15 protein-coding genes are annotated in these 18,566 nt (G+C 70.3%); 10 read left to right on the forward strand and 5 right to left on the reverse strand.

Translation table 11 applies throughout. The features are described 5' to 3' along the window. Nucleotides 1–166: 166 nt before the first annotated feature. Nucleotides 167–874 (reverse strand): DinB family protein, encoded by a 708-nt coding sequence (locus IQ210_RS13255; RefSeq protein WP_194079153.1) that lies wholly within the window; start codon nucleotides 872–874, stop codon nucleotides 167–169. 163 nt (nucleotides 875–1,037) lie between these two features. Here IQ210_RS13255 and IQ210_RS13260 point away from each other — a divergent pair, with 163 nt between their 5' ends. From IQ210_RS13260 to IQ210_RS13280, 5 genes are all read left to right on the forward strand, one after another. After that, nucleotides 1,038–1,586: an FABP family protein gene (locus IQ210_RS13260; protein WP_194079154.1), complete on the forward strand. Its 549-nt coding sequence runs from the start codon at nucleotides 1,038–1,040 to the stop codon at nucleotides 1,584–1,586. A gap of 94 nt (nucleotides 1,587–1,680) precedes the next feature. Then, a complete protein-coding gene (locus IQ210_RS13265; RefSeq protein WP_194079155.1) occupies nucleotides 1,681–2,133 on the forward strand; it encodes an iron chaperone in 453 nt (150 codons plus the stop codon). A 262-nt stretch (nucleotides 2,134–2,395) separates the two neighbouring features. Continuing rightward, nucleotides 2,396–7,588 (forward strand): family 43 glycosylhydrolase, encoded by a 5,193-nt coding sequence (locus tag IQ210_RS13270; protein WP_194079156.1) that lies wholly within the window; start codon nucleotides 2,396–2,398, stop codon nucleotides 7,586–7,588. Nucleotides 7,589–7,665: 77 nt separating this feature from the next. Then, a complete protein-coding gene (locus tag IQ210_RS13275; RefSeq protein ID WP_194079157.1) occupies nucleotides 7,666–8,340 on the forward strand; it encodes a haloacid dehalogenase type II in 675 nt (224 codons plus the stop codon). Nucleotides 8,341–8,379: 39 nt separating this feature from the next. Beyond that, complete coding sequence (locus IQ210_RS13280; RefSeq protein ID WP_194079158.1) at nucleotides 8,380–9,447, forward strand: P1 family peptidase; 1,068 nt, start codon at nucleotides 8,380–8,382, stop codon at nucleotides 9,445–9,447. On the opposite strand, the gene IQ210_RS13285 is transcribed toward IQ210_RS13280, so the two are convergent. Beyond that, a complete protein-coding gene (locus tag IQ210_RS13285) occupies nucleotides 9,439–10,008 on the reverse strand; it encodes a phosphoribosylanthranilate isomerase (RefSeq protein ID WP_194079159.1) in 570 nt (189 codons plus the stop codon). The two genes, IQ210_RS13280 and IQ210_RS13285, sit on opposite strands and share 9 nt — an antisense overlap. 344 nt (nucleotides 10,009–10,352) lie before the next feature. On the opposite strand from IQ210_RS13285, the gene IQ210_RS13290 reads away from it, so the two are divergent. Genes IQ210_RS13290 through IQ210_RS13300 form a run of 3 tightly spaced genes read left to right on the forward strand, consistent with a single transcriptional unit; the run spans nucleotide 10,353 to nucleotide 13,295 of the window. Further along, nucleotides 10,353–11,357: a sugar ABC transporter substrate-binding protein gene (locus IQ210_RS13290; protein ID WP_194079160.1), complete on the forward strand. Its 1,005-nt coding sequence runs from the start codon at nucleotides 10,353–10,355 to the stop codon at nucleotides 11,355–11,357. Beyond that, on the forward strand, nucleotides 11,357–12,433 hold the full coding sequence (locus IQ210_RS13295) for an ABC transporter permease (RefSeq protein ID WP_194079161.1): 1,077 nt from the start codon (nucleotides 11,357–11,359) through the stop codon (nucleotides 12,431–12,433). Before IQ210_RS13290 ends, IQ210_RS13295 begins: the two co-directional genes overlap by 1 nt. A 4-nt stretch (nucleotides 12,434–12,437) precedes the next feature. Beyond that, a complete protein-coding gene (locus IQ210_RS13300) occupies nucleotides 12,438–13,295 on the forward strand; it encodes an ATP-binding cassette domain-containing protein (RefSeq protein WP_194079162.1) in 858 nt (285 codons plus the stop codon). 94 nt (nucleotides 13,296–13,389) lie between these two features. Here IQ210_RS13300 and IQ210_RS13305 read toward each other — a convergent pair whose 3' ends face one another. Then, the gene (locus IQ210_RS13305; protein ID WP_194079163.1) at nucleotides 13,390–14,070 is read right to left on the reverse strand and encodes a hypothetical protein; all 681 of its coding nucleotides are present in this window, start codon (nucleotides 14,068–14,070) and stop codon (nucleotides 13,390–13,392) included. Nucleotides 14,071–14,107: 37 nt separating this feature from the next. Here IQ210_RS13305 and IQ210_RS13310 point away from each other — a divergent pair, with 37 nt between their 5' ends. Beyond that, a complete protein-coding gene (locus IQ210_RS13310) occupies nucleotides 14,108–14,626 on the forward strand; it encodes a CGNR zinc finger domain-containing protein (protein ID WP_194079164.1) in 519 nt (172 codons plus the stop codon). 79 nt (nucleotides 14,627–14,705) lie between these two features. Then, entirely contained in the window at nucleotides 14,706–16,001 is a 1,296-nt protein-coding gene (locus IQ210_RS13315; RefSeq protein WP_194079165.1) for a hypothetical protein, read from the forward strand. Between the two features lie 96 nt (nucleotides 16,002–16,097). Here IQ210_RS13315 and IQ210_RS13320 read toward each other — a convergent pair whose 3' ends face one another. Next, on the reverse strand, nucleotides 16,098–17,723 hold the full coding sequence (locus IQ210_RS13320; RefSeq protein ID WP_194079533.1) for an ABC transporter ATP-binding protein: 1,626 nt from the start codon (nucleotides 17,721–17,723) through the stop codon (nucleotides 16,098–16,100). A gap of 5 nt (nucleotides 17,724–17,728) precedes the next feature. Next, entirely contained in the window at nucleotides 17,729–18,562 is an 834-nt protein-coding gene (locus IQ210_RS13325; RefSeq protein WP_194079534.1) for an ABC transporter permease, read from the reverse strand. Nucleotides 18,563–18,566 lie beyond the last annotated feature (4 nt).

The following is an 18,566-nucleotide window of genomic DNA, read 5'->3' on the forward strand; positions in this document are numbered from 1 at the left end:
CCCCCCTTGTCGCTGGATGCCGGCCGGGGAATGGGGGCACGAGCTGCGAATCATCGCTGTACAGGCGGGTTCCGGAAGTCGCACCGAAGTCCCGCGGCCGGCGTGGGGACGCTAACACGCCCCCGAGCTGCGGCTCCACGGCATTTCCCCAGCTGTCCGGCTCCGGTCAGAAGCGTGCCCGCCACAGGTCCCGCAGCAGCGCGATCTCGGCCATGTGGTGGATGAACTCGAGGTTGGCCCCCGACAGCACGCCGATGTACGGCTCGTCCGCGTCGGAGCCGTACGGGTACTGGGAGAATCCGACCGTGTCGAGCTGCTCCTCGGTCATCCGGCCCACGCTGTCGCGCCAGCGGTCGATCACCGGCCAGAACCGCTCCAGGGTCACGGCGGCCGAGGGCGAGAAGTCGACCATCTGCTTCGGATCCTGCCGCCGCTCGCCGAAGGCCCACTCCCACGCGCCCGCGAACTCGAAATGCAGATGCCCGAGCCGCCACGCGATGGTGGTGACCGGCGTCTTGTCGGGCTCCAGCGGCCCGGTGTGGTCGAGGATCTCCTGGACCCGCGCCACGCTGACGCTCCAGTCCTCGGCGATCTTCTCGACGGACATGCCGGAGGCGACCTGCCGGCCGACCTCCTCGTACTCGTTCGCGGGGATGTCCGGCGCGCCCAGATCGAGCACCCAGTCACCGGGCCCGAACGCCCTGGGCGTCACCGCCTCGCCGCGGCGCCGCAGCGACCAGCAGTCGGGTACGGGCTCCCACAGGTACTCCTCGTCGCTGAGACCGATGAGCCGCACCTCGGCCATCTCCCGGGCGCGGTCGAACTGGTCGAGCAGCAGGCCGAAGCGGTCGGTGGGTGAGCCGGGCGTTTCCATGGGGTTCCCCTCGCGGTCGTGTGTCGCGTCCCAGGTGCGCGGGCGGAGCCTATTGGCTCGGCTTCCGGCCGGGCGAGTGAATTACCGGCTGCGGAAATGAAGTTGTGCGGGCGGGCGCGGCTTAGGCTTTGGCGCGATCGGCCCGACTTTGAGGAGCACAGACGTGTCCCGACCCGCACCGGAGTACCCGTACGGCGAAGCCCACGGGCCGGACGACGTACCCGCACCGCACGCCCTGCTCAAGCCCGTGCTCGGCCTGCTGGGCACCTGGCGCGGCCGGGGCCGCGGGGGATACCCGACCCTGGACGCGGACTTCGCCTACGCGCAGGAGGTCACGTTCAGCCACGACGGCCGCCCCTTCCTCCGCTACGAGGCCCGGGCGTGGCTGATCGACGCGGACGACACGCCGCTGCGCCCGGCGGCCCGTGAGAGCGGCTGGTGGCGGCTCCAGCCGGACGGCAGGGTGGAGGCGCTGATCACCCAGCCCACCGGCATCGCGGAGATCGCCGTAGGGCGTGCCGAGGAGGGCAGCGTCGACCTGTCCACCCATGAGGTGGCCCTGACGCCGACGGCCAAGGAGGTCGAGGCCACCCGGCGCCGCTACACGCTGACCGGCGGCGACACGCTCACGTTCGTGCACGATCTCGCGGCGGTCGGACAGCCGTTGCAGCACCATCTCTCGGCGGAACTGCGCCGCGGGAGTCAGGGCTGACCGCTGGCGCACAGGGTTCACCGTGCAAGGCAACCGGGATAAAGTCCCCCTCCCGAAATCCGGGGCAGCAAGGTCCAACAGGGGGAGATGCGCCATGGCCAGTACTGAAGACGGCGCCTACGAGGGGTTCACGGCCGAGGAGCGGGCCGCGATGAAGGACCACGCGCGGGAGATGAAGACCGCCGCGCGGCGCCGCTCGAACGCGGACAAGGCGGCGGAGGCCGAGCGCGACGTGCTCGCGAAGATCGCCGAGATGCGGGACTCGGACCGGGTGATGGCCGAACGTGTCCACGCCGCCGTCACGGCCGCCGCCCCCGTCCTCGCGCCCAAGCTCTGGTACGGCATGCCGGCCTACGCCCTGGACGGCAAGGTCGTCTGCTTCTTCCAGAGCGCGGAGAAGTTCAAGGCGCGGTACGCGACCCTCGGGTTCAGTGACCTCGCGAAGCTGGACGACGGTCCGATGTGGGCGGCCGGGTTCGCCCTGACCGAGGTGACGGCCGAGGTGGAGGAACGGATCGGTGCGCTGGTGAAGCGCGCGGTGGGCTGAGTGTCCAGGGCGCGGGCTCTGCGGGGCCCGCGCCAACGCGCCTCGGCGCTCCCGCCGTTGAGCACCCTCGGAGCTGCCTGTTCGACCAGTCGGACATTGTTCGAAACCTCTTGACGCTGCCCCACAACCCGTTTGACACTCTCGCAACACGACGTCACCCAGCCGAAACGTCAGGGCGCCCTTGGCCGAGGCGCCCGTTCCCGGCTGACTCCTGCTTGCCCTCCCCTCCTCCGTCAGCCATGCCTCAGCAGGGAAACCCCACATGACGCACCTCGCACGTCCGCGCCCCCGCGCGAGACGCTGGGCGGGCCGCCTCGCGGGCCTGACCGCCGTGTCACTGTTCCTCGGCCTCGCCGCTCCGGTGACCTCCGCGACCGCCGCTGAAACCGCTGACATCACCGACGGACTCGCCCTCTGGTACAAGCTCGACAGCGCCTCCGGCAGCACCGTCACCGATGCCTCCGGCAACGGCCGCGACGGCACGGTCAGCGGCACCGCCGACTGGTCGGGCACCGGCCAGGGTCTCGCCTTCAACGGCTCCGACACCTACGTCAAGGTGCCGAACGACGTCCTGAAGGGCATGAGTTCGATCACCGTCTCGACGGACGTGCTGATCGACTCGACGCAGTCCACGCCGTACTTCATCTACGGCTTCGGCAACTCCAGCGGCAGCAGCGGCAACGGCTACCTCTTCACCACCGGCAACTCCCTGCGCACCTCGATCGCGACCGGCAACTGGTCGACGGAGCAGACCACCAAGCCCGCCGACTCGCACAACCTGACCCGTGCGGTGTGGAAGCACCTCACCTACACCCAGACCGGCTCGACCGGTGTGCTGTACGAGGACGGCGTCGAGGTCGGCCGCAACACCGCGGTCACCATCACCCCGGGCGCCATCGGCTCCGGCACCACCACCGCCAACTACATAGGCAAGTCCGTCTACTCGGGCGACAAGCTCTTCAAGGGCCGCATCCGCGACTTCCGGGTCTACGACCGTGCCCTGGACGCCTCCGAGGTCGAGCAGCTCTCGCTCCCCGTGGCCACCCAGGGCGTCGCCGACGACAAGGCGGCCCTCGACCTCGGCGACACCAGCGCCGTCACCGCCGACCTGGACCTGCCGAAGACCGGTACGGCGGGCGGCTCCACGATCAGCTGGGCCAGCGACAACACCGCCGCCGTCTCCGACACCGGCAAGGTGACCCGCCCCGCCGCCGGTGAACCCAACGCCCACGCGACGCTCACCGCGACCCTGAAGAAGGGCACGGTGACCGACACCCGGACCTTCGACGTCACGGTCCTGCCCGCCTTCGACGACAAGACCGCCACCGAGCAGGCCGCGCAGGCGCTGACCGTCCACAACCTCGACGACGTCCGCGGCAGCCTCACGCTCCCCGCGGACGGCGACTACGGCACCAAGGTGGCCTGGGCCTCGGCGAGTTCGGACGTCATCACCGACGACGGAGTCGTCCACCGTCCCGCGCACGGCGACGGCGCCACCACCGTCGAACTGATCGCCACCGTCACCAAGGGCGACGCGGCCACGACCCGCACCTTCACCGCGAAGGTCCCCGAACTCCCCAAGCAGGAAGCCCTCAAGGGCTACATGTTCAGCTACTTCACCGGCGAGGGCACCTCGGACGGCGAACAGCTCTACGCGGCCCTCAGCAAGGGCAACAACCCGCTGAAGTGGCGGGAGTTGAATGACGGCAAGCCGGTCCTGACCTCCACGCTCGGCGAGAAGGGCCTGCGCGACCCGTTCATCATCCGCTCCCCGGAGGGCGACAAGTTCTACCAGATCGCCACCGACCTGCGGATCTACGGCAACGGCGACTGGGACGCCGCCCAGCGCAGCGGCAGCAAGTCCATCATGGTCTGGGAGTCCACCGACCTCGTCCACTGGACCAACCAGCGCCTGGTGAAGGTCTCCCCGGACAGCGCCGGCAACACCTGGGCGCCGGAGGCCTTCTACGACGCCGAGCGCGGCGAGTACGTGGTCTTCTGGGCGTCGAAGCTGTACGACAACGACGCGCACTCCGGCGACACGTACAACCGCATGATGTACGCGACCACCCGCGACTTCTACACCTTCAGCGAGCCCAAGGTCTGGATCGACCGCGGCTACTCGGTCATCGACTCCACGATGATCCAGCGCAACGGCACCTACTACCGCCTGTCGAAGGACGAGCGGAACAACACCTCCTCCACCCCCAACAGCAAGTTCATCTTCGAGGAGAAGAGCGACTCGATCCTCGGTTCGTGGACCCCGGTCGCCGAGGGCATCGGCAAGGGCGCGATGAGCGCCGCCGAGGGGCCGCTGGTGTTCAAGTCGAACACCGAGGAGAAGTGGTACGCGTTCCTCGACGAGTTCGGCGGCCGCGGCTACATCCCCTTCGAGACCACCGACCTCGACTCCGGCGTCTGGACCCCGGCCACCGACTACGACCTGCCGGCCAAGCCACGCCACGGCACGGTCCTGCCGGTCACCCAGGCCGAGTACGACCGGCTGCTGCGCGCCTACCAGCCCGACCAGCTGGTGGAGAGCGTCGAGGACATCCAGGTCAAGACCCGGACCGGTGAGGCCCCGGTCCTGCCGGCCACCGTCATCGCCACCTACGCCGACGGCGTCAAGCGCCCCGTCGCCGTCGACTGGGAGGACGTCCCCGAGTCGAAGTACGCGCAGCCCGGCACCTTCACGGTCACCGGCAGCCTGCCCGACGGCGCCGCACTACCGGTCCAGGCCGAGGTCACCGTCTCGGCGGAGGGTCCGGACGTCCCGGCGGACCTGCTCCTGGAGTACGACTTCGACGAGACCGGCGGCAACATCGCCCGCGACGCCAGCGGCCACGGCTACCACGGCACCTACGCCCGAACTCCCGCCTTCGGCACCGGAGTGGACGGCGGCTCGTTCAAGATGTCCGGCGACTCGGCCACGTCCCCGTACGTGAAGATCCCCAACGGGGTGCTGAAGAACGCCGACAGCGTGACCGTCTCGACGTACGCCAAGTGGCAGGGCGGCGCGAGCTTCCAGTGGCTCTTCGGGCTCGGCCCCGACAGCAACAAGTACCTGTTCGCCACGCCGTCCAACGGCGGCTCCAGCCTCTACTCGGCCATCACCAAGGCGAGTTGGTCCGCCGAGTCGAAGCTGACGGCCGGCTCGCAGCTCACACCCGGTGAGTGGCGGCATGTCACGGTGACGTTGGACGGCTCGACCGGGATCATGGTCCTCTACGTCGACGGCATCGAGGCAGCCCGCACCACGACCGGCATCAAGCCGTCCGAACTGTACGACGCCAACAAGGACTACAGCGGCTACATCGGCCGCTCCCTCTACTCGGCCGACCCCTACTTCGGCGGCGAGGTCGACGACTTCCGCATCTACGACCGGGCCCTGACGGCCGCGGAGGTCATGGAGCTCAGCGGCAACACCGCAGGCATCGCCAAGGCCACGCAGACCGACCTGAAGGTCGACGCGATCATCGACAACGCTGACAGCAAGATCACGCTCCCGCTGAAGGAAGGCGCCGATCTCACCTCGCTGGCACCGGAGTTCACCCTCGCCCACGGCGCCGCGATCAGCCCCGCCTCCGGCAGCGTCCAGGACTTCACCAAGCCGGTGACGTACGAAGTGACCGGCTCCGACGGCAAGAAGCGCACCTGGACGGTCTCGGCGCTCATCATGAAGAGCCCGGTCCTGCCCGGTCTCAACGCCGACCCGAACATCGTCCGCTTCGGCGACACCTTCTACCTCTACCCGACCACCGACGGCTTCGACGGCTGGAGCGGCACGCAGTTCAAGGCCTACTCCTCCACCGACCTGGTCCACTGGAAGGACCACGGCGTCATCCTCGACCTCGGTCCCGACGTCTCCTGGGCGGACAGCCGCGCCTGGGCGCCGACCATCGCCGAGAAGGACGGCAAGTACTACTTCTACTTCTGCGCCGACGCCAACATCGGTGTCGCGGTGTCCGACTCGCCGACCGGCCCGTTCAAGGACGCCCTCGGTCAACCTCTGCTGAAGGCGGGCCAGTTCAGCGGCCAGATGATCGACCCGGCCGTGTTCACGGACGACGACGGCACGTCGTACCTCTACTGGGGCAACGGCCATGCCTACGTCGCGCCACTGAACGCCGACATGGTCTCGATCGACACCGCGAAGATGAAGGACATCACCCCCAGCGGGTACAACGAGGGCTCCTTCGTCATCAAGCGCAAGGGCACCTACTACTTCATGTGGTCGGAGAACGACACCCGGGACGAGAACTACCGGGTCGCCTACGCCACCGGCTCCTCGCCCACCGGCCCGTGGACCAAGCGCGGAGTGATCCTGGAGAAGGACCTCTCGCTCGGCATCAAGGGTCCTGGCCACCACTCCGTCGTCCATGTCCCCAACACGGACGACTGGTACATCGCCTACCACCGGTTCGCCATCCCCGGCGGAGACGGCACGCACCGTGAAACCACCGTGGACAAGCTGGAGTTCGACGCGGACGGCCTGATAAAGAAGGTCGTGCCGACGCTCACCAGCATCGACCCGGTCACCATCGTGCACGCCGGTCCGAACGCCGAGGGCATCGAAGGCGAAGCGCTCGCGCTGAACGGCACCCTGTCGGGGGCGGGCAGCCCGAAGTGGACGGTCGAGGACGGGGCACCCTGCACCTTCGCCGACCCCGAGGCGGCGCACACCACCGTCACCTGCACCGACGACGGCACCTACACCGTCACCCTGACCGGCGGCCGCAGCAGCGACACGGCCACCGTGAAGGTCGCCAACGCGGCACCGGCCATCACCTCCGCCACCGGACCCAAGTCCGCGCTGTCGGTGGGCAGGACCGCCGTCGTCACGGCCGCCTTCACCGACCCCGGCACCTCCGACACCCACACCTGCAAGGTCGACTGGAAGGACGGCACCGCACCGCAGGCCGGCAAGGTCACCGCGACAGGCTGCCGGGCCGAGCACACCTACACCAAGGCCGGCATCCGCCGCCCGGTCATCACGGTCACCGACGACGACGGCGCCTCGGACGGCACGACCCTCCCCGAGCTGATCGTCTACGACCGCTTGGCCGGACCCGCCTTCGGCACCGGTGTCTTCACGTCCCCGGCCGGCGCCTACCCCGCCCGCCCGGACCTGACCGGCAAGGCCGCCTTCTCCTTCGTGGCCCTGTACGAGAAGGGAGCCACCGTCCCCACGGGATGGGCGTCGCTCGACTTCGGCCCGGCCAAGCTGAAGTTCCGCTCGACCGGCTCCGACTGGCTTGTGGTCACCGGCGACCAGGCGGTCTACCAGGGGTCGGGCACGGTCAACGGCGGCAGCGGCTACGGATTCCGGGTCACGGCCACCGCGGACACGTTCCGGATCAAGATCTGGAAGAAGGCGGGCGGCGAGGTCGTTTACGACAACGCCACCAGCCCGAAGCTGGCCGGCATCATCACCATCGGCGTCGCCCGACGGTGAGCCGGACACCGGGCGGCGCGGGCACTCACCGGTGCCTGCGCCGCCCGTCACCGTGACCCCTCCGGGAGGCCCCGCCCATGGCAGAGCTGGAGATCGACGCCGTCGTGTTCGACGTGCTCGGCACCCTCGTCGACGAACCGGCGGGACTCCGCGCCGGCATCCGCGCACTCGATGCCTCACTCGACGACACCAGGGTCGAGGAACTCCTCACGCTGTGGCAGCGGCACGTCGAGCACGAGCAGCGCCGCGTGGTCGACGGGGCGAGGCCTTATGCCACCAGCGAGGTCATCGACCGGGAAGCGGCGCTGCTGGTCGCCGACGCCGCCGGGGCCGCCGCCGGGCTCGCCGAGTCGGCTCGTCGGCTCCCGCCGTGGCCCGACACCGTGGCGGGCCTCGCCCGGCTCGCCGAGCGGTTCCCGCTGATCGGCCTGTCCAACGCGAGCCGTACGGCCTTGCTGGAACTCAACGCCCACGCCGGACTGCGCTGGCACCAGGCCTTGTCCGCCGAGGAGGCCAGGACCTTCAAGCCGGACCCCGCGGTCTACCGACTGGCCGTCACCGTCTCCGGCCGGCCACCGGAGCGGCTGCTGATGGTCGCCGCCCACGCCTGGGACCTGCGCGGGGCCCAGCGCCTCGGCCTGCGCACCGCCTACGTCGCCCGCCCGGTCGGCGACCCGCCCACCCCCGAGGACCGCTTCGACCTGTACGCCGACGGCCTGTCCGATCTGGCGGACCAGCTCGAGAAGGCGTAGCCGAACCGGCGGGAATCGTGCTCGCGTAGGGTGCCGATCATGAGCGCACCCGACCCCCGTCTCTCCGCCTCCGCTCCTCGGGCCCGGGACATCGGCCTCGGCGTCGGTGACCTGCCCACGGGGCCGCACAACGCGCTCACCGATGTCCCAGGCGTCCGGGTCGGCCACACCACGCTGATCGACCCGCCGCGGGTGCACAGCGGCGTCACCGCGATCGTGCCGGACGGGATCAGCCCGCAACGCCCGCTGCCCGCAGGGGTGTTCGTGGGCAACGGGTACTGCAAGCTGCTGGGCAGCACGCAGCTGGCCGAACTCGGCGCGCTGGAGACGCCGGTGCTGCTCACCTCGACCCTCTCCGCGTTCCGCGTCGCCGACGCCCTGGTCGGCTGGATGCTGGAACGGCCGGGCAACGAGGGCGTGCGGAGCCTGAACCCGGTCGTGGGGGAGTGCAACGACGGGCTGCTGTCCGACATCCGTTCCCGCCCGGTGCGCGAGGAGCACGTCCGGTCCGCGTTGGAGGGCGCGTCCGACGGGCCGATGGCCGAAGGGTGCGTGGGGGCGGGTACCGGGACGACCGCGCTCGGGTTCAAGGCCGGTGTCGGCACCTCGTCGCGACGGCTCGTGCTGAGCGGCCGGGAGGCGACGGTGGGGGTGCTGGTGCAGGCTAACTTCGGTGGCACGCTCAGGATTTCGGGCCGTACGATCACCCCCGTCGACGTCGGTCTGCCCGACCCGGACATCGGCCCCGACCGCGGCTCGTGCATGGTCGTGGCCGCCACCGACGCGCCGCTCGACGCCCGCCAGCTGACCCGGGTGGCCCGACGCGCGGTCTACGCGCTGGCCCGCGTCGGCGCCGGGTACGGGCACGGCAGCGGCGACTACGGCCTCGCCTTCGGCACCCGTCCCCTCGGCGAGCCCGCCGGTCCGACCGTGCTGCCCGACGACCGGCTCGACCCTGTCTTCGTCGCCGTGCTCGACGCCGTGGAGGAGGCCGTCCTCAACTCCTTGCTGACGGCCACCACGACCACGGGCCCGGAGGGGCACACCCGCCATGGACTGCCGGTGGGGCCCCTGCTCACCCTGCTGGGGCGCGCCCGGTCAGTGTGAGCGGGCCGCGGCGATGAAGGCGGCCATCTTCTCCCGGCTCTTGACGCCCGGCGCGGTCTCGACGCTGCTGGAGACGTCCACCCCGTAGGGGGCGAACGCCTCGATCACGCCCGCCACGTTGTGCTCGTCGAGGCCCCCGGCGATCACGACCCGGCCGGGAACGTCCTTGACCCACTCGGGGATGTCCGCGAAGACACCGCTGCCCGTGCTGGCGTCGTAGAAGAAGTACTCCAGGGCCTCCGGGTGCTCGGGCGGCGTACCGGAGGCGAGGGCGAGATGGGGGATGTCGACCATCTCGTAGACCTGGATCGTGTCGAAGTGCTCGGCGACGGCCTGCGTCTCCTCATGGGTCAGCGCCACCGCGAACGTGGGAATCCGTCCCCGGGCGTGGTCGGCGAGCGCCACGGCCCGCTCGGGCGGGCAGTACCGCTTGCTCTTGGGGGTCACCACGACCCCGATGGCGTCGTAGCCCAGCTCGATGGCCCAGTCGATCTGCTGCTCCTGGGTGAGCCCGCACACCTTCACGAACCCGCCGGACCCCGTCGGCCGCCGCCCGCTCATCCTGTCTCCTTCTCGCGCACATCACGAAGCTGTGCTCACCGTATGCGCACGCGGACCTGGTGTTTCCCACACCCCGGTGGACCGCTTTGTTGAGACGTCCTGACAAACCTATTGACATCACCCTTGGGGCGTTTCATAGTACGAGCCACTAGCGCGCACTAGTAACGCGCTCTAGTAGCTCGTAGCTCCACCGAGGCGCACACCCATGGCTGCCACGGACAGCGTCCTTTTTCCGCCGCACCCGGCGTTCCAACACCGCTCACCCGCTCCCGCGGGTCGGCCCCTGCTTTTTCGAGCCGAAGCCCCCATTCCCACCCTGACCAGCACAGTGAGGTGCAAGGGACATGCACAGACACCACCGAGCCGCCGCTCTGACCGCCACGGTTCTCGTCGGCGCCCTGTTCGCCACGGGCTGCTCCAGCAGCTCCGGCGGCAAGAAGTCCGAGGAAGGCGACGCGGCGGCCTCCGCGGGCAAGGCCACCACCCCGCGCATGACGGTGGCCATGATCACCCACGCCTCCCCGGGCGACACCTTCTGGGACCTGATCCGCAAGGGTGCCGAGGCCGCCGCCGCCAAGGACAACATCAAGCTGGTCTACTCGTCCGACCCGAGCGCGGGCGCCCAGGCCAACCTCGTCCAGAACGCCATCGACCAGAAGGTCGACGGCATCGCCCTGACCGCCGCCAAGCCCGACGCCATGAAGGACGTCGTCGCCAAGGCCAAGGCGGCCGGCATCCCGGTCGTCGGCTTCAACTCCGGCGTCAGCGACTGGAAGAGGCTCGGCATGCTCGAGTACTTCGGCCAGGACGAGAACATCGCCGGCCAGGCCTTCGGCGAGCGGCTGAACCAACTGGGCGCCAAACACGCCCTCTGCGTCGTCCAGGAGCAGGGCCAGGTCGCCCTGGAGGCCCGCTGCGCCGGTCTGAAGAAGGGCTTCAGCGGCGACACCGACATCCTCTACGTCAACGGCACCGACATGCCGTCGGTGAAGTCGACCATCACCGCCAAGCTCAAGCAGGACTCCTCCATCGACGAGGTCGTCACCCTCGGCGCGCCCATCGCCCTCACCGCGGTGCAGTCGGTGTCCGACGCGAGCAGCAAGGCGAAGATCGCGACCTTCGACCTCAACAAGGAGCTGGTGAAGGCGGTCCAGAGCGGGACCGTCCAGTTCGCCGTCGACCAGCAGCCGTACCTCCAGGGCTACTTGGCGGTCGACTCGCTGTGGCTCTACAAGAACAACGGCAACTTCAGCGGCGGCGGCACCGCGCCCGTGCTGACCGGCCCGGCCTTCATCACCAAGGACAACGCGGACGACGTCGCCAAGTTCGCCGCGAAGGGCACCCGGTGATGAGTGTGACCCAGCATGCCGAGCCGGCGGTGACCGCACCGCCGGCCCCCGGCCCGAAGGAGACCGACGGCCGGACCGCGCAACGCCCGCTGGCGCTGCGGCTGTTGGCCCGCCCCGAGGTCGGTGTCTTCCTCGGTGCCGTCGCCGTCTACGTGTTCTTCCTGGTCTCCGCGCCGCCGGTGCGCGACGGCAGCTCGATGGCGAACGTCCTCTACCAGTCGTCGACCATCGGGATCATGGCCCTGCCGGTCGCGCTGCTGATGGTCGGCGGCGAGTTCGACCTCTCGTCGGGTGTCGCGGTGATCACCTCCGCGCTGACCGCGAGCATGCTGGCCTACCAGCTGTCCATGAACGTGTGGATGGGCGTGCTGCTCGCACTCCTCGTCTCGCTGGCGATCGGGTTCCTCAACGGCTGGCTGGTCGTCAAGACCGGGCTGCCGAGCTTCCTCATCACCCTGGGCAGCTTCCTGATCCTCCAGGGCGTGAACCTGGCGGTGACGAAGCTCGTGACCGGCAACGTGGCCACCGATGACATCAGTGACATGGACGGCTTCGACCAGGCGAAGAAGGTCTTCGCGTCGTCGTTCGAGGTCGGCGGCGTGCAGGTCAAGATCACGATCGTGTACTGGCTGGTGTTCGCGGCGCTGGCGACGTGGGTGTTGCTGCGCACGAAGTACGGCAACTGGATCTTCGCGGTGGGCGGCAACAAGGAGTCGGCGCGGGCCGTCGGTGTGCCGGTGACCTTCACGAAGATCTCGCTGTTCATGCTGGTCGGGTTCGGCGCCTGGTTCGTCGGGATGCACAACCTGTTCTCCTTCAACACCGTGCAGTCGGGTGAAGGCGTCGGGCAGGAGCTGATCTACATCTCCGCGGCCGTCATCGGCGGCTGTCTGCTCACCGGTGGTGCCGGCTCCGCGATCGGTCCGGTGTTCGGGGCGTTCATGTTCGGCATGGTGCAGCAGGGCATCGTGTACGCCGGGTGGAACCCGGACTGGTTCAAGGCCTTCCTGGGCGTGATGCTGCTCGGCGCCGTCCTGATCAATCTGTGGGTCAGCCGTACGGCGACCCGGAGGTGACGTGATGACATCCAACGAAACAGGCGCGCCCGTCGTCGAGTTGAAGGCCGCGGGCAAGTCCTACGGCAACATCCGCGCCCTGCACGGCGTCAACCTGACCGTGCACGCCGGCAAGGTCACCTGTGTGCTGGGCGACAACGGCGCGGGCAAGTCCACGCTGATCAAAATCATCTCGGGTCTGCATCAGCACACCGAGGGCGAGTTCCTGGTGGACGGCGGGGCGGTCCGTTTCTCGACGCCGCGCGAGGCGCTGGACAAGGGCATCGCCACCGTCTACCAGGACCTCGCCGTGGTCCCGTTGATGCCGGTGTGGCGGAACTTCTTCCTCGGCTCCGAGACGACGAAGGGGCCATGGCCGCTGCGGCGGCTGGACATCGAGGGGATGAAGAAGACCGCCGATCGCGAACTGCGGGAGATGGGCATCGTCCTGGACGATCTGGAGCAGCCGATCGGCACGCTGTCCGGTGGCCAGCGCCAGTGCGTGGCGATCGCCCGCGCCGTCTACTTCGGCGCCCGCGTGCTCATCCTGGACGAGCCGACCGCCGCGCTCGGTGTGAAGCAGTCCGGTGTGGTGCTGAAGTACATCGCTGCCGCCCGCGACCGCGGCCTCGGCGTCATCTTCATCACCCACAACCCGCACCACGCCTACATGGTCGGCGACCACTTCAGCGTGCTGCGTCTGGGCACCATGGAACTCAACGCCTCGCGTGACGAGGTCAGTCTGGAAGAGCTGACCAACCATATGGCGGGCGGCTCCGAACTCGCCGCGCTCAAGCACGAGTTGTCCCAGGTGCGAGGCGTGGACGTCGAGGAGCTCCCCGAGGCGGGGGACCTCGTCGCACCCGTCGCCTCCGGCGAGTAGAGCGGTGAACGGGCGTCCAAGGTTCGGTCGGCCGTATGCGGCGGAACCGAGGACGTCCGTGGGTCCGTGATGATGTGCCGCCCTGGCAGGCGGGTCAGTCGTCGGACAGGAGCCAGCCGATGTGCAGTTCCTCCGCGGCCGGGCGGAACGTACGGATGAGTTCGGCGCGTTCTGGGTCGTCCTCGGGGAGGTTGAGGGCGAGGAGGGCCTGTGCGGCGACGGTCTGCGGCCGGGCGCCGAGCGCGGCCCGCAGGTGAAGTGAGCGACGCAGCATCGCGATCCGCTCGGCGGGCTCCTTGCGTGGAGCGATGTGGCGGATGATGTACGACTCGAGGAACTCGTCGCCGGACGCCGTGGCGATGCGGAGTGCCGTCTCGTAGTGCGGGTCGGCGGCCGCCGGGTCCTCGTCGATGTTGTCCAGCAGGACCGCCCAGTGGAACTCGGCCCAGCCGCGCAGGTTCTCGTCGCCGCGATCGACCGCCGCGCGGTAGTCGGCCTCGGCCACGGCGCGGTCGTCGGGACGCGGGTCGCGACGGAACAGCAGCCGGCTGTAAGCCAGGCGCGCCGTGAGCAGGTGCGCGGTCGGCGACGAGGGATCGAGCGCCGCGACCGCCTTCTCGGCCTCCTCATGACCCTCGATCCGGAAGAACCAGCGCTCTACGGCGATCTCCGCGCGCAGCTCGGGTTCGGCGTCCGGGCCCAGGACGGCGAGCGCGGCGTCCCATTCCCCGAGCAGATGCAGCCGACGAGCAATGTAGGTGTCATCAGATAGCATGGCGCCTACATTAGGAAGCGGCGATGTAGGTGGTCAAGTGCAGTACGGTGACTACGTCGGGAATGTGACGCGGCTGGCCGTGGAGCTGGCCAACACGAGGACGCTCGACCAACACGGCGAACTGGTCGGCACGTTCTTCGAGGAGCACGGGATCACTCCGCCGCCGGGCGGCGACTACGGCGAGCTGCCGGACCTCGTGCGCGAGGCCTTGGCGCAGGTGGTCGACGGCACCGCACCCGAGGCCGTGCACCGGCTGTTGCGTGACTATCCGCCGGAGATGCACCTGTCCGACCATGACGGACTCGGCGGCTGGCACCTCCACTTCAGCCGCAACGGCACTCCGGCCGAGCGCTGGGCCGGCCAACTGATCGCCGCCCAGCTCGCGCTGGTGGTGGCCGGGGAGCCGGCGGTGACGCTGGGGCGGTGCGCCGCGGCCGGCTGCGACAACTACTTCGTGGACCAGTCACGGAACCGGACACGCCGGTTCTGCTCCAACGCGTGCGCGAGCCGGACGACGGTCGCGGCGTACCGGGCCCGGACGGCGAAGAAGTCCTAGCGCGGTCCCCCGTCTGCGGGCGCGACTGAGCTGTCAGTGGCCGTCCGTAGGGTGGTGGCACATCCAGCGGGAGGTAGCGATGCGCAGGCCGGTCGAGGGCGAAGTGTTCGTTCACTACGGACAGATCTATGTCGAGAGCGACCCGGAGAGCTACGGCCCGGATCTCGGCGAGGCGTTCGCCGGACAGAGCGCGGGACTGTGCGGTGCCGCCATCCCGGGCGCCCTGTGGCTGACGACCGGGCTGCACACGGGGGACGTCGGTTTCACCGTCGAGGTCCACGAGGAGCCTCCTGCCCTGGACCCGCAGTGGGAGGACGTGGTGGAGGTGTCCTTCCGCCCCGTCTCGTCGGACAGCCAACTGGTGCAGTGGGCCGGCGAAGCGGTCTGGGAGCTGGACCTGGAGGAGACCGACTACCGCGTGCGCTACTGCGGGAAGGGCATGGACGAGGCGAACAGGAAGGACACCCGCCTGGACGACGAGCCGCAACTGGACTGCTACCTCCTGCAGTTCTGGCCCGCTCCGCCGGAGACCGACCGCGTACTCAGGCAGGCGTCGAAGATCGCCGCCTACTGGCACACCTTCGCCGGCGAGCAACCGCCGCCTCCCACCCCGGAAGAGCGTGCCGAGGCCGAGCGTCGCGAGCGACTCGAACAGGAGCGGGCCGAGCGGGAGCACAGGCTCGCCCTGGAGCGCTGGGAGTGGGGTGGGCAGCTGCCCAGCCAGGCCCTGCGTGAGGTCCTGGGAAACGTCCGTGGTCTGGTGCGCTTCGACCCGCCCCTGGTCCATGCGATCGACGCCGCGGGTCCTGAAGTCCAGCGTGCCGTCGCCCTGTTGGCGGCTCGGCGGGCCTGCGAGCAGTCCGGCCTCACCGCCCTCGACTGGGTCGACGACGGGCTCACCGCGCTGGCGGAAAGACGCCCGCTGCCGCCGCCCTTCGACGACTGGAACCGCATGTGGCAGACCCTGGCCGACGACCCGCACGCCCCGGACCGGACCGTCGGCGAGGCCGTCCCGCCCGAGCGGTCCCCGTTCCAGCCACCCGCGCCACGGCCGGGGGTGACGGCCTGGGAGGCGCCGCAGGTGGTGGGTCCCGCGGCCGCCGCCGTGGAGTGGTCGAAGCCGCAGCGGGTGCCCGGGCGGCGGTCCCGGACCGGAGTGTTCACCATGGGAGTCACCATCGGCGCCCCGGACCCGTCCCAGCGGATGTCCCAGCCGCACATGGCGCTTCCCGCGGTGACCGGAGCGGCGGAGGCGGACCCGCTGCGGGCCGCACTCGACGCGGTGTACGCGGGCGTGGTCACGTACGGGGAGCATTACGAGACGCTGCTCCAAGAGGTCTGGGCGGCGCTGCCGCCGGTGAGGGAGACGCCGTAGGGCTCGCCCCGCCTGGCCCGGAGGCGGGGCGAGTCAGCCGTCGTTCCTTACGGGCGCGCTAACGCGTCCGTCGTCTCCTGGGCCACTCGGTTCCTGTCAGACCGCCGATGACGCCTGGCCGGCCCGTCGACGGTCCGTGCTCTCCAGGAGCGACCGGGTGAACGGATGGCGGGGCGCGGTGAGGACCTGGCCCGCGGATCCCTGTTCGACGAGTTCGCCGGCGTCCAGGACGGCGATGTGGTGGGCGAGTGCGGCGGTGTCCAGGTCGTGGGTGATCAGGACCAGGGACAGGTCGTCGTCGCGGTCGTGGAGCAGGGTGGTGAGGAGGTCGAGGATGCCGCGCCGGGTGACGGTGTCCAGGCCGGACGTGATCTCGTCGCAGACGAGGACGCGGGGGCGGGCCAGCAGGGCGCGGGCGAGGGCGGCTCGCTGGAGTTCACCGCCGGAGAGCCGCCCCGGGCGTCGGCGGGCGAGATCCTCGTCCAGGCCGAGGCCGGACAACGTGGCCAGGGCTTCCCGCGTCGCGGCTGCGGGGTCGGTGCCGCGCAGCCGTACCGCGGTGCGGGCCACCTGATGCAGCACCGGCCGGTGTTCGTCGAAGGCGGCGCGCGCGTCCTGGAAGACGTACTGCACGGCCGCCAGTTGCGCACGGCTGCGACCGCGCAGGCTGCGCGGCAGCGGGACGCCGTCGAGGAGGACTTCGCCGTCGTGGTCGCGGTGCAGCCCGGCCAGGCAGCGGGCGAGGGTGGTTTTGCCGCTGCCGGAACGGCCGACCACGGCCAGGCATTCGCCGCTGTGCAGGTCGAGTCGGGGTGTGCGCAATACCTCGGTGCTGCCGCGTGCGCTGGGGTCGCGGTGGCGGGCGACCAGGTCCCGGACCTGGAGGACGGGCTGCCCGGCAGAACCCTCCTGCGCTGTGAACTGTGGCTGTTCGGCGAGGAGTTCGCGTGTCCAGGGATGCCGTGGTGCCGACCAGAGGCGCTGCGCCGGACCCGACTCCACGACCCGGCCCGCCCGCATGACGATCACCTCGTCGGCGAGCGCCCGTACGACGTCCAGGTCGTGGCTGAGCAGGACGACGGCGATGCCCCGCGCCGCGACGGCCGCCAACTGCTCGACGACACGGCTCTTGGTGAGGGCGTCCTGACCGGTGGTGGGCTCGTCCGCGACGATGATCCGGGCACCCAGCAGCAGGGCCTGCGCGAGGACGACGCGCTGCTGCTGGCCACCGGAGAGCTGGTGCGGGTGACGGCGCAAGAGGGCTTCGGCGTCCGGGAGTTGTGCCTCGGCGAGGGCGCGCAGGACCCGTTCGCGGGCCGCCGCCCGTCGCTGTGCGCGCGGCAGATGACCCACCTGGGCGCGGGCGATGTCGGTGAGGAGGGCGGAGATCCGGCGAGCGGGGTTGAGCACGGCCGCGGGATGCTGCGGGACGTAGCCCACGAGGCCGTCGGCGGCCCGGCGCACCTCACCGGTGACGCGGGCGCCCGGCGGGAACTCGCCGAGCAGGGCCAGCCCGGTGGTGGTCTTGCCGCTGCCGGAGGCGCCGACCAGGGCGGTGATCTTGCCGGGCACCACCCTGAGCGTCACTCCGTCGACGATCGCCCGGCCGTCGATCTCGACCCGCAGCTCACGCAGCTCGACCAAGGGCTCCTCGGTGACGGGCGTCTGCGACTGAGGCTCCTCGGCGGGAGCCTCAGCCAGGGGTTCCGCACTGTCGTCCATCTGGTTCACGAGCGTGCTTCACTTCCTGCCCGGCGGCGGGGCCCGGCTGCGTTTCGACCCCGGTCGCCCCCGAGGGCCGCGTCGAAGAGGAGATTGGTGCCCATCGTCAGCGCGACGATGAGCAGGGCGGGGACGACGACGGCCCACGGCTGGACGAACAGACCCGTACGGTTGCGGTCGACCATGACCGCCCAGTCGGCGGCGTCCGGAGCCACCCCGACACCGAGGAACGCCGCCGTCGCGACCAGATACAGCACACCGGTCAGCCGCGTCCCGGCGTCCGCGGCCAGGGTGCGCAGGATGGACCGGCCGACGTAGCAGACGGCCATCCGCCACCACGTCTCGCCCTGCATGCGCAGCGCCTCGACCGCGGGCCGGGCGGCGGCCTCCGCGGCGGCGGCCCGGACGATGCGGGCGGCGTCGGGCACGTTGACCAGCGCGACCAGCAGCGCGAGCCCCACGGCCCCCGGCGAGAACACGGTCGCCGCCAGCAGGATCAGCAGCAGCGACGGCACCGCCAGCAGGACGTCCAGGGGCCGCATCAGCAGCTCCTCCAGCCAGCGGCGATGCGTGAGCGCCCCGGCCAGCCCGACCGGGAGCGCGACGAGATACGACAGCGCGGTGGCGGCCAGCGCGGTCAGCACGACCGGCCGGCCCCCGTGCAGCACCTGCTGCCACACGTCCCGGCCCACGAAGTCGGTACCGAGCCAGTGACCGCCGCCCAGCGTGAACGACGCTGCCCGCGGCCCCGGTTGACCCGCGAACACCGGCCCCAGCAGGGCGATGAGCAGCGGTACGGCGATGACCGCGACGCCGAGCGCGAAGCGCCCCGTAGGCATCTTG

Origin of the sequence: Streptomyces justiciae (genome assembly GCF_015163075.1) — a bacterium.
Lineage (GTDB): Bacteria > Actinomycetota > Actinomycetes > Streptomycetales > Streptomycetaceae > Streptomyces > Streptomyces justiciae.